The organism is Microbulbifer sp. ABF4_148 (assembly GCF_056158985.1).
Map to the genome: position 1 here is coordinate 2,168,676 of NZ_JBSWUI010000001.1, position 12,089 is coordinate 2,180,764.

Below are 12,089 nucleotides of genomic sequence, written 5' to 3' on the forward strand. Positions count from 1 at the left end.
CTGGCGACTAGGCGGTAAAGAAGTCACCGCGCGGGTTGCCCTCGGGATCATAAACCGGTTCTTCAATGGCGATTTTGTATTTGGAAACAGCGGTGTCGAGTATCTCGAAGCTGCCGAGTATGCCGAGCATCTGCGCGTAATAGGGGCCGGCAAGATGCGCAACGAGGTCTTCGGAGGAGTCCCACTTCTCGTAGACATAGACGCGGGTCGCGGATGTCGGATCCGCAGACCACACATAATGCTGGCAGCCCTTTTGTGCGCGTGTTTCTTCAATGAGTGACGCAGCGGCTGACAGGGCCCTGGCACGGTCCTCTGCCTTGATGTCGACATATCCGTTGATCAGTACCGTCATATTGCTGTCCTTTTGCTGTGCATTCCCGCTGGGTTTGTCAGTCATCTATTGGCTTTCGCTAAACGTATCAAACTTACCAAAGTCAAACAATCAGGTTTGACTGTTTTTTTATCCGGGTTTATATTGCCATAAAGGTCGGGGGGCTGGACCCGATCGAGTCATCGCCGGGGATGGCCGTTTGCGGAAGTTCCGGCGAGCGGTTACCGATCGCCACCTCGCGACGTTCACGGCGCAGGCAAGGTGACACCCGGTGCGTCTGGATGAGCTGCGATGTGCGCTCTGGTACAGGGGGTGCCCCTGTTGAACAGGTGTCGGTATTCGGTGCCTCATACTGAAAGGCCATTTTCTCTATGCAAGACTTGATCAATCGACAGTTCTACCTCGCGTCCCGTCCGGCTGCGGCGCCGACACCGGAAGAAGTTCCTTTCCGTGATGTCCCCCTGCGCGAACCTGCTACCGGCGAAGTGGTTATCCGCAATATGTATATCTCTCTTGATCCAGCCATTCGGGGTTGGATGAGTGATGTAAGTAATTACATTGAGCCGATTGCGATCGGCGAGCCGATTCGTAGCTCGGTCATTGGCCGGGTTGTGAAATCTCAGAGCGAACTCTTGTCGGAAGGGGATGTCGTGCTGGCGGTAGGCGCCTGGGAGCGCTACACCACTGCCCAGGCTGCCGCGATGACCAAGCTGGATGAAGCCGCAGGAATTCCTTTGAGCAGTTTTCTCGGGATTCTGGGGCCGACGGGACTGACGGCCTACTTCGGTTTGCTGGAAGTCGGACAACCGCAAGCCGGGGAAACCGTATTAGTCAGTGCCGCGGCAGGTGCGGTGGGCTCAACTGTCGGCCAGATTGCCAAAATGAAAGGTTGCCATGTGGTCGGTATTGCCGGAGCAGATGACAAGTGTCAGTGGATTACCGAGGAGCTCGGTTTTGACGCTGCGATTAACTACAAGACCTGTGATGACCTGGAGGCGGCTATCCGTGAGGCTTGCCCGCAAGGTGTCGATATCTACTTTGACAATGTGGGTGGTGACATCCTGGATGCCGCGTTAATGTGCCTGAATAAGCACGCGCGAATTGCCGTGTGCGGATGGATTTCCACGTATAACGATGCAGATGCGCCGGGGCCGAAAAATCTGTGGCAGCTGGTCGCGAAGAGTCTGAAAATCCAGGGATTTGTCGTACTCGATTACGTCGACCGCTTTGCTGAGGGCGTTGAACAGCTTGCCGAATGGCTCGTTGCCGGAAAGCTCCAGTACCGGGAAGAGATTGTCGATGATCTGGACAATATCCTGCCCACCTTCCTCAAGCTATTCGACGGTTCAAACCAGGGCAAGCTGATTACCCGTATTCCTGAAGAAACTGTATAGAGCGGCAGTTCGCGCTCTGGTCAGTGGTCATCTCCAGATGCGCTGTCTGGCCAGATACTGCAGGTTCTGGCCATTTCGCTTCAAGCATCGACGGTTGTGCCCGTTGCTTCAGCGCCCTCGGCAGCTTTTGCTGATGAGGCGGAACCATTGGGCGATGGAAACGCACCGCTAAACATCGCTTCGCCGGTATACAGGATCTGGTAATCACGCCGTTGATATTTCCACTGTCCTGCCTGCTTGATGTAGCGGTCCTCGTAGCGACTGAACAGTGCAGTCCCTGTTCCGCTGGTATCGCGCGTGTGCTCCTGCAGGTACCAGTAGCCCGTTGCGCAATCCCCGTTGACCTCGAACTGGCAGAAACTGGGGATCATCAGGGCAAACTCGAACCCCGTCATGACTTGCTGCCAGAACGCCAGGATCGCGTCTCTGCCCGCAACCTCATTCCCCAGAAGATTCCACTCCGCATCCGAGCTCCAGCAATCGATCCAACGCGCGGCATCATTGCGGATGACGGCATCGCAGTACTGGGCCATCAGGCTGCGCAATGCGATTTCATCCGCCAACTCCATGTGACTATCCATTACTTTCTGCATTTCTCTATCTCAGCTTGATTCGTCTTTTTATCTGCAGGGTGACTGTATCTGGCGTGCAGAAAAAAATAAACAATCATGACTGTTTTCTTTAAAAGAGAGCTGATAGTATCTAGTGAAACCGCAGGCCTCTCATCGATGTATCCGCGGCGGCCTCACGAACTCAGGGTTACGTTAAGAGGGCGATCTCATGGATTTAAGTGTCTCTCCATACCTGCAGGGCAACTATGCCCCGGTGACCGAAGAAAAGGATTTCGGGCCTGACGAGCTCAGGGTCGAAGGAAAGATTCCAGATAATCTATTGGGGGCCTTTATGCGGGATGGCCCCAATACCGCATACCAACCCAACCACTATGTCTATCCGTTGGATGGCGATGGCATGATCCATGCCGTGTATCTCCGGGACGGTAAGGCGACCTATAAGAATCGCTGGATCGAAACCAGTCATTTAAAGACGGAGCGGCGATTCGGTCGGACCATTTACGGCAGTGTTGGAAAGCTGCTGGAAGTTCCACCGGAAGTGATTGAGGCTGGGGGCGAGCCGAATCCGGTGCGCAATACCGCCAATACCAATGTGCTGTATCACGGCGGAAAGCTTCTGGCGATGTGGGAAGGTGGTTTCCCGCACCTCCTGAATAATGATCTGTCCACAGTCGGGCTTTACGACTACGAAGGCGCGCTAAAGCCGGGGGATGCCCTGACTGCGCACCCAAAAATCTGTCCGAATACCGGTGACCTGATCAGTTGTACCCAGCGCTGGGATAGTGCCAATTACTGGGTACAGATATTCGACAAAAATGCTCGCCACAAAAAAACCATCGAGGTGCCGTTCGCGCGCAAGGGCATCATCCACGATCTGCAAATTACAGAGAACTACGTCGTCATTTTCTATGCACCGGCCTTCCATGATGTAGAGCGGGCGATGCGCGGTGAAGATCCATTTTCCTGGGAACCTGAAAAGGGAACAAAGATCTTTGTGATTCCCCGTAGCGGGGACGGTGACATTGTCACCTACGAGACCGATGCCTTCTTTAGCTGGCATTTCTGCAATGGCTTCGAGAAAGGTGGAAAGATCATCATCGATTATGTGTGGATCAATTCCATGCCCTTTACCCAGACACAGGGTACCGGTGTGGAAAAGCAACCGCGCCGGATGTATCGCATGGAGCTCGATAAAAAAACGAGAACCGTTACCAACGAAAAATTCTCTGACGTCTTCTGCGAGTTCTCCAGGGTAGATGAGCGCCGTATGGGTAAGTCATACCGGTATGGTTTTGCCGCCTCCAGCAATCGCAGCTGGGGTGATGCGCATGGCTACAACTGTACCGGTCGCTATGACTTCAATACCGGTGAAACCCTGCTGCACGATTACGGGCCCGAGGCGAATGCCGGTGAGCCGGTCTATGTCGCGAATCCGGAATCGGATCGTGAGGAAGATGGATGGCTGATGTGCTTCGTCTATAACCCCGGTGAAGGGCAGTTCCTTTCCATTCTACCTGCCGGAGACTTCTCCTCCGGTCCGGTAGCAAAAGTCCACGTACCGAGTCGAATTCCCAACGGTTTCCATGCGAACTGGATGCAGGGCTTGATGCTGTAACGCGAATGGCGTTGCCCAAATTCCACCGCTGTTGTTACCGGTAACAATAAATCGAGGCAGAAAATGTCCCTAGATACCCCAGAAATCACCAAGCCCAAAGCGTCCACAGAAGGCATGACCAAACAGCAGTTCCTGAAAGCCTACCGGACGATGCGCACGATTCGCGATTTTGAAGACAAGATCAGCGAACAGTTTATGAAAGGCAATATTCCGGGTTTTCTCCATCTCTACTCTGGCCAGGAGGCAGTCGCCGCCGGCATTTGCCTGTTGCTGGAAGACGATGACTACGTGATCAGCACACACCGCGGCCACGGCCACTGCATCGCCAAGGGCGGTGATGTTGGCGGCATGATGAAAGAAATCATGGCCAAGCAAGGCGGGCTGTGTGATGGCAAGGGCGGCTCTATGCACATTGCCGACTTCGACAAGGGGATGCTCGGCGCGAACGCCATTGTCGGCGGAGGCCCGCCCATCATCGTCGGCGCTGCGCTATCCGCCAAGACGCTGGGTACCGATCGTGTCGGTGTTGCCTTTGGTGGTGACGGATCGTCCAACCAGGGCACAACCTTCGAGGCAATGAACCTGGCGGTTGTATTGAAACTGCCTGCCATTTTTCTGTTTGAAAATAACGGCTATGGCGAAGGTACCCATGCGAGCTATGCCGTTGGGTCAAAGGATATTGCCAGTCGAGCACAGGGCTTTGGTATGCCGGCCTACAAGGTGGATGGCACTGACTTGTTCGCCGTCTATGAAGTCTGCAAGCAGGTGGTCGAGCACTGCCGCCAGGGCAATGGTCCGGTGACGATCGAAGCGAATGTTCCGCGCTTCAAGGGGCACTTTGAAGGGGATCCCCAGGCTTATCGCGGAGAAGGCGAGATCGAGCGTCTGATGAAAGACGAGGATTGTCTCGCTATAGCGCGCAAGGCCGCAGTCAAGAAGAAACTGGCAACGGCGAAAGAGCTCGATGCGATCGACGCTGAAATTGCCAGCACCATCAATGAAGTGACCGAGGCAGCCCTGGCGGCTCCCGCGCCAGGCGACGATGAACTACTGACTAACGTCTACAGCTCAGCGTATTAATGAACCCGAAGGCGCTTTGATAAAAGCCCGTTTACAAGAATAAATTTGGAGTTATCAGGATGCCCGTCAAGACATACAGAGAAGCAATCAACGAAGCATTGCACCAGGCGATGGCCGAAGATTCCCGCGTAATCGTGCTGGGTGAGGAAGTTTCCGGCGGTGCGGGGTGTGATGGATCCCGGGACGCCTACGGCGGTGTCATGGGTGTCACCAAGGGACTGTTGCCGACCTATGGCGACTCTCGCGTGATCGATACCCCGATCACCGAATCGGCGATTATCGGGGCGGCGGCAGGGGCCGCACAAACTGGTCTGCGCCCGGTCGCTGAACTGATGTTTATGGACTTCTTCGGGGTCTGCTTCGACCAGATATACAACCAGGCAGCCAAATTCCACTATATGTTCGGCGGAAAAGCCAAGTGTCCCATGGTTATTCGCTGTACGACTGGTGCGGGATGGCGTGCCGGTGCGCAGCACTCACAGAACCTCACCCAGATGGTCACCATGGTACCGGGGCTGAAAGTCGTATGTCCCACCAATGCCTACGATGCGAAAGGCCTGATGCTCCAGGCGATACAGGATGACGACTGCGTAATCTTTGTAGAGGACAAGATTCTCTACGACACCAGCTGCGAAGTGCCCGATGAGATGTATACGGTGCCCTTTGGCGAAGCCAAGTATTACCGCGAGGGCAGTGACCTCACCATCGTGGCGATTTCCAATCCCATGCACAAGGTGCTCGCGGTGGCAGACCGGCTCGAGGCGGAAGGCATTACTTGCGATGTCATCGATCCTCGCACGACATCGCCGCTTGATGAAGAGGCCATTCTCGAAAGTGTAGAAATGACCGGACGACTGGTGGTGGTGGATGAAATGACACCGCGCTGCGGCATTGCGTCAGACATCTCCAGCATTGTTGCGGAAAAGGCCTTTGGTAGTTTGCGCGCACCGATCAAAAAAGTGACGGCGGCGCATTCTCCGGTACCGTTTGCGCCCAACCTCGAAGACGCCTGGATGCCGCAGGAAGCTGACATTGAGGCTGCCGTTCGACAAGTGCTGGAGTATGCGTCATGAGCAATTTACACGCACTGACGGTCCCCAAGTGGGGCATGTCGATGGAAGAAGGCGAGATTACCGAATGGCGTGTTGATGTGGGGGATCAGGTCTCGGTTGGCGATGAAGTGGTCGATATTGAAACCTCAAAGATCGTCAATACCGCAGAGAGCACCTGTAGTGGCACACTGGTTCGTATCGTCGCACAGCCCGGCGAAGTACATCGTGTAGCGATGTTGCTGGGTGTAGTCGCAGAGGGTGATGTTTCCGATGCGGAAATTGATGCTTTCGTTGCGAATTTCGAACCCGATGCGGCAGCACTCGTGCCTCCTCTGGTTTCTGACGGTGAGCAAAAACCACAGGCTACGCAGTCGGCGCCCGTAGAGCCGGCGCCGATCCCTCAGCCAGAGCCGGCTGAATCCGCTACTGCGCCAGCAACGAAACCGGAGCTGTCTGCGGGGGCTGATGATACAGACATAAAGGCCTCTCCTGTCGCACGGCGAATTGCCAAAGCCCATAACATCAACTTACACAATATCACGCCCACCGGACGGAACGGCCGCGTTTCCAAGTGGGATGTGGAGAAAGCAGCGGGGATAGCGGCGGGGATAGCCGCTTCCGTACCCGCAGGGAAAGTAGCTCAACAGGTACAGGGTGCGGGCATCTCCCTGGACGACTCCCGCGTTGCGGCGACCCCGGTGGCGCGACGGCTCGCCAAAAAGCTCGCCCTGAACCTGAACGATATTGTGCCGACAGGTCGCCGAAATCGGGTCACCAAAAATGATGTGGAAAGTGCGGCGCGCATACTGAGCGGGGCATCGGATTTCCGCGTGGAAAAAGTCAGTCGGATGCGCAAGGTGATCGCAGCACGACTGAGTGAGGCGAAACAAAGTATTCCGCATTACCGGGTAAACGTCGACATCGACATGGACAGTTTACTGGCGCAGCGGCGGTACATGAATACGGAGCTTGGGCATCGTATTTCGGTCAATGACTTTGTCATCAAGGCTTGTGCCAGTGCACTCAAGCGCGTGCCGGAAGTGAATGTTCAGTATGCAGCCGACACGATACGCGCATTCGAACGGGCGGACATATCGGTTGCGGTTGCCATCGACGGCGGGCTGGTGACGCCCGTGATTCGCAATGCCTGCAGCAAGAGCTTGGTTCAGATTGCAGAACAATCGCAAGACCTGGCGCGGAGGGCCCATGCGGGGGCGCTGCAAGTCGATGAAATGCAGGGTGGCACCTTCAGCATCTCCAACCTGGGAATGTTCGGGGTCGATCAGTTCGATGCAATCATCAATGCGCCACAGGCGGCGATCCTGGCGGTGGGTGCCGGTAAGGAAAAAGCAGTTGTCAGCGATGGGCGCGTCGTTTCGGCCACGATGATGACCGTCTCACTCTCTTGTGATCACCGTGTGATCGATGGCGCCGTGGCAGCCAGGTTCCTGCAGTCACTCAAGGGGTTTTTGGAAAACCCGGCGTCCATGCTGGTGTAAGGAAATCACTGTGACACAGAGCAACGTGGATAAACAAACATTCGATCTGGTCGTTGTGGGAGCCGGACCCGGAGGCTATGTCGCAGCCATTCGCGGCGCCCAGCTGGGTATGCGTGTCGCCCTGGTAGAAAGCCAGCATCTGGGTGGTATTTGTTTGAACTGGGGATGTATCCCCACCAAGAGTTTGCTGAAGAGCGCTGAAGTTTACCAGCAGATGCAGCATGCCGATGACTACGGGCTGACAGTAGCGGAACCCGGATTTGATCTCGGGAAGATCGTGCAGAGAAGCCGCAGTACCGCGGATCGCCTCAGCCAGGGTATTCGCTACCTGATGGATAAAAATGACATCAGTGTTTTTGAGGGGGTTGCCAGTCTGATCGATCGCCATACGATCAGCGTGACGACCAGTGGCATCCTCTCCACCACGCTTACCGCCCCACACATCCTTCTCGCCACCGGTGCCAGCCCCAGAAAGATTCCCGGTGTCGAAGCTGATGGCGAAGTGGTCTGGACGGCGCGTGAAGCAATGACGCCCTCTGCGGTGCCCGAATCCCTATTGATTATTGGTGCCGGAGCCATCGGTATTGAATTTGCCAGTTTCTATTCAACGTTTGGCAGTGACGTCACGCTGATCGAGATGGCCGACCGGATCCTGCCCCAGGAAGATGAGGATATCTCTCGTTTGGCGATACGTTCATTCCGAAAGCGGGGGGTGCAGTTTTCTCTCGGGTCGCGGGTGCAGGGTATTGAAGTTAAAGATGGGCGAGCCCACGCCCGTTGGCAGGATGCTCAGGGGGAGCCGCAGCAATCAGTGTTTGATCGGGTCATCCTCGCAGTCGGGGTTGTTGCCAACACGAAAGGGCTGGGGCTGGAAGCACTGGGTGTTCAGCTTCAGAACGGTCAGGTCGTTGTCGATGAATGGTCTGAGACCTCTGTTAAGGGGATTTATGCCATTGGCGATATGACAGCGCCGCCGTTATTGGCTCATAAGGCCAGCCATGAAGCGATCACTTGCGTGGAAAGAATCGCGGGCCTCGACGATCTCGAGCCCGTCGATCCGCTCTGCATACCGTCCTGTACGTACAGTACGCCCCAGGTTGCCAGCGTAGGCCTGACCGAATCCCAGGCAAACGCCCGGGGGCTGGCAACAAGGGTGGGTAAATTTGACCTCGGTAATCTCGGCAAGGCACAGGCCATGGGGGATTTGGAAGGTTTCGTAAAGACGGTTTTCGATGCGGATACTGGCGAACTGCTCGGCGCTCACATGATTGGCGCAGATGTGACCGAGCTGATTCAGGGCTATGTCATCGCCCGAAAAATGGAAACCACGGAAGAAGAGTTGATGGAAACTGTCTTTGCCCATCCGACCATGTCGGAAGCGATGCATGAATCCGTCCTCGATGCGTTTGACCGCGCGATTCACCACTAGGGAGACGGCAATGTACAAACAAGTGCCTATCGCAGAAGGGCTTTTCACCTGGCCGTCGGACAATCCGGCACTACTCGGTAGCCGCTGTCGCGCCTGTACGATTGCGGAGTTTCCGCAGAAGTCCAGTTGCCCTGCCTGTGGTAGTGAGGATGTGGTTGTTGAGGAGTTGCCCCGGCGGGGAAGGCTGTGGAGCTGGACCATCCAGGGGTTTATGCCGAAAAAGCCCTATCACTCAGATGAAACGCCGGAGACGTTCACGCCCTTTGGTGTGGGATATATCGAATTACCCGGTGCCGTTTGCGTGGAGAGTCGGCTCCTGGAAAACGATCCGGAAAAACTCAGGATCGGGATGGAAATGGAGTTGGTGGTGGAAACTTTTCGTCATGACGAGTCCGGCAATCCGGTGATGAGTTTTGCTTTCAAGGCTGCCGGATAAGAAAAGCCCGGACAGTGACGATTCTATCCTCGGCGCCGACGCGAATACCTCGGCATCGGGGAATGGATATCGCGGAACGCCGAGATGATTAATTTGGGGGAGTGATGGACGTTGCAATTGTTGGAATCGGGATACACCCGTTTGGTCGTACACCTGGCCTGAGCGGACTTCAACAGGGCGCCTACGCCGCACGCATGGCGTTGAAAGATGCCGGCGTTGAGTGGAAAGACATGCAGTTTGGGTTCGGCGGCAGTGCCAGCGCAGGCAGCGCAGATGCAATGGTCAATGAGCTGGGCCTCACCGGTTTACCGTTTATCAATGTGGCCAATGGCTGCGCGACTGGCGGCAGTGCGTTGATCTCTGCCTTCAATGCCATCAAATCCGGTGAATATGACATCGGTATGGTGACCGGTTTCGACAAGCATGAACGCGGCGCCTTTAATGCCGACCCACGACAGATGGGCATCGGAGAATGGTATGGCGAAATCGGCCTGATGATGACGACCCAGTTTTTCGCCATGAAAATTCAGCGCTATATGGATGCGCATGGCATTAGCAGCAACACCCTGGCGAAGGTTGCCCAGAAAGCTTTTGCCAATGGCGCGAAGAATCCGAATGCCTGGCGCCGGGAAGAGATCCCGCTCGATGTGATCAGTGAGTCGCCGATGATCAGTCATCCCCTGACCAAGTTTATGTTCTGCGCGCCAGGGGAAGGCGGTGTGGCATTGATTCTCTGCCGGGCAGATATCGCGCATCGTTATGCCGACAAGCCAATTTACCTGAAGGCGGCAGCCGTACGCTCGAGACGTTATGGGTCTTTCGAAGTGTTCGCGCCGTCACAGGCACTGACGCAGGTTGACGGGCCGACGGTCGATGCCTCAAAAGCGGCGTTTGAAGCCGCTGGCCTGGGTCCCAAAGATATCGATGTTCTGCAGTTGCAGGATACCGAGTCTGGGGCAGAAGTGATGCATATGGCGGAGAACGATTTCTGTGAGCACGGTGAGCAGGAATCACTCATTCAGGCCGGGGAAACCGGAATCGACGGGAAGCTACCCATTAATACCGATGGCGGCTGCCTTGCCAATGGCGAGCCGATTGGTGCCACTGGCTTGCGGCAGGTGTTTGAGACCTGTGTGCAGCTCCGGGGCGGGGCCGGTGCGCGTCAGGTGCCGAACGCGCCCAAGGTCGGCTATACCCATGTCTATGGTGCGCCCGGCATCAGCGCCGTGACGATTTTGCAACGCTAGGTAACGACAAGAAGAGGCAGAGCCATGTCAGAACAAGTGGAACTGAGCCCGGAAGATATTATTGCCCGCAGCCCTTCAGACTCCTTCCAGGATTTACTGAAGCGGGAGACGGTCGACGTCCCCGCGGCACTGCTGGAAAGCACCGAAACCTATCTCGGATCGGAAGACCTCTCTGTCGAACGCTATACCTCCAGGGCGTTTTTTGACCTGGAAGTGGAGAAGGTCTGGCGCAAGACCTGGCAGATTGCTTGCCGGGAAAACCGATTGCGCAACGCCGGCGACTACTTCGTCTACGATATCGTCAACGACTCAATCCTGTTAACACGGACCGAATCGGGCGAGCTAAAAGCCTTCCATAATTCCTGTCTGCATCGCGGCCGGGTACTGAAGCGGGGCGCGGGCAACAGTGATAACCTCCGCTGCCCCTACCACGGCTGGTCATGGGATCTCGACGGTGAGTTTCTCGGCGCGCCCTGCCAGTGGGACTTCCCCCATGTCTCCAGAGAAAACAGCAAGTTGCACGAAGTGCGGGTAGATACCTGGGGCGGCTGGGTGTTTATCAATATGGATGAAGAAGCTCCATCGCTCAAAGAGTATATGGAGGTGCTTCCCGAACACATGAATCAGTGGAAGCATGAACAGCGCTTCGTCTCTCTGCATATCGAGAAAGTGATCGCCTGCAACTGGAAGGTCGCACTGGAAGCCTTCATTGAGTCCTATCATGCGATTGCGACGCACCCGCAACTCATGCCATTCCAGGGCATCGATAACTCCCAGTATGACGTCTGGGGCGATCATGTCAGCCGCACGATCAGTGCGTACGGTGTGGCCAACCCCAGCCATGCGGATCAGTTTACCGAGCAGCAGTCGCTGGATGCCATGATGGAGCTTATTGGCGTTCCGGACCGACCCCAGCTCGCCCCCGGACAAACGGCACGGGAAATGTATGCGCAGCTCAACCTGCCGGTCGCCAACCAACAGGCCGGCGAGGACTTCTCCGAGCGGGCGACCATGTCCGAGTTGATGGACTCCACGCTGTATCTCCTGTTCCCGAATTTTGCGCCCTGGGCCGGGCATGGCACCGTGATTACCTATCGGCATCGCCCCAACGGGGATGATGTCGATAGCAGCATTATGGAGATCTTCCTGTTAACACGGTTCCCGGAAGGGGAGGAGTCTCCGCCGGATGCGCCAGTTTTCCGTCTCGGTATTGATCAGCCGTTCAGTGAGGCCGCCGAAGTGATGGGGGCCGGTTTTGCCAACGTATTTAATCAGGACGGTGCGAACCTGCCACAGGTACAAAAGGGCTTGAAAGCCTCGAAGAAAGGTGCGGTGACTCTTGGTAACTACCAGGAGGTGAGGATTCGACACTTTCACCAGACACTGGATAAGTACCTCAAGGCGAAATAGATCGGTGCACATGCGACAGGAGAA

At 55.8% G+C, this 12,089-nt stretch carries 11 protein-coding genes; 9 read left to right on the forward strand and 2 right to left on the reverse strand.

The window, feature by feature from the left end:
* Positions 1-7 precede the first annotated feature (7 nt).
* Positions 8-397, reverse strand: coding sequence for a putative quinol monooxygenase (locus ACXAD0_RS09415; RefSeq protein WP_475088135.1), 390 nt, complete (start codon positions 395-397; stop codon positions 8-10).
* A gap of 305 nt (positions 398-702) precedes the next feature.
* Between ACXAD0_RS09415 and ACXAD0_RS09420 the strand changes: the two genes are divergently transcribed.
* Positions 703-1,725, forward strand: a complete 1,023-nt coding sequence (locus tag ACXAD0_RS09420; RefSeq protein WP_475088136.1) for an NADP-dependent oxidoreductase — start codon at positions 703-705, stop codon at positions 1,723-1,725.
* Between the two features lie 80 nt (positions 1,726-1,805).
* Here the strand turns inward: ACXAD0_RS09420 and ACXAD0_RS09425 are convergent, their stop codons facing one another.
* A complete protein-coding gene (locus ACXAD0_RS09425) occupies positions 1,806-2,318 on the reverse strand; it encodes a nuclear transport factor 2 family protein (RefSeq protein ID WP_475088137.1) in 513 nt (170 codons plus the stop codon).
* A 187-nt stretch (positions 2,319-2,505) separates the two neighbouring features.
* Between ACXAD0_RS09425 and ACXAD0_RS09430 the strand changes: the two genes are divergently transcribed.
* The 8 genes from ACXAD0_RS09430 (at position 2,506) to ACXAD0_RS09465 (ending at position 12,065) form a co-directional block, all read left to right on the forward strand.
* Positions 2,506-3,912 (forward strand): carotenoid oxygenase family protein, encoded by a 1,407-nt coding sequence (locus tag ACXAD0_RS09430; RefSeq protein WP_475088138.1) that lies wholly within the window; start codon positions 2,506-2,508, stop codon positions 3,910-3,912.
* A 63-nt stretch (positions 3,913-3,975) separates the two neighbouring features.
* Positions 3,976-4,992 carry a thiamine pyrophosphate-dependent dehydrogenase E1 component subunit alpha gene (locus tag ACXAD0_RS09435; protein WP_475088139.1) on the forward strand — a complete coding sequence of 339 codons (1,017 nt, stop codon included), beginning with the start codon at positions 3,976-3,978 and terminating at the stop codon, positions 4,990-4,992.
* A 59-nt stretch (positions 4,993-5,051) separates the two neighbouring features.
* The gene (locus tag ACXAD0_RS09440; RefSeq protein WP_475088140.1) at positions 5,052-6,065 is read left to right on the forward strand and encodes an alpha-ketoacid dehydrogenase subunit beta; all 1,014 of its coding nucleotides are present in this window, start codon (positions 5,052-5,054) and stop codon (positions 6,063-6,065) included.
* Positions 6,062-7,543 carry a 2-oxo acid dehydrogenase subunit E2 gene (locus tag ACXAD0_RS09445; RefSeq protein WP_475088141.1) on the forward strand — a complete coding sequence of 494 codons (1,482 nt, stop codon included), beginning with the start codon at positions 6,062-6,064 and terminating at the stop codon, positions 7,541-7,543. Before ACXAD0_RS09440 ends, ACXAD0_RS09445 begins: the two co-directional genes overlap by 4 nt.
* Positions 7,544-7,553: 10 nt before the next feature.
* Positions 7,554-8,972, forward strand: a complete 1,419-nt coding sequence (gene lpdA / locus ACXAD0_RS09450; RefSeq protein WP_475088142.1) for a dihydrolipoyl dehydrogenase — start codon at positions 7,554-7,556, stop codon at positions 8,970-8,972.
* A 10-nt stretch (positions 8,973-8,982) separates the two neighbouring features.
* Positions 8,983-9,408 (forward strand): Zn-ribbon domain-containing OB-fold protein, encoded by a 426-nt coding sequence (locus tag ACXAD0_RS09455; protein ID WP_475088143.1) that lies wholly within the window; start codon positions 8,983-8,985, stop codon positions 9,406-9,408.
* Between the two features lie 104 nt (positions 9,409-9,512).
* Positions 9,513-10,655 (forward strand): thiolase family protein, encoded by a 1,143-nt coding sequence (locus tag ACXAD0_RS09460; protein WP_475088144.1) that lies wholly within the window; start codon positions 9,513-9,515, stop codon positions 10,653-10,655.
* Between the two features lie 24 nt (positions 10,656-10,679).
* Positions 10,680-12,065, forward strand: coding sequence for an aromatic ring-hydroxylating oxygenase subunit alpha (locus ACXAD0_RS09465; RefSeq protein ID WP_475088145.1), 1,386 nt, complete (start codon positions 10,680-10,682; stop codon positions 12,063-12,065).
* The last annotated feature ends 24 nt before the right edge of the window (positions 12,066-12,089 follow it).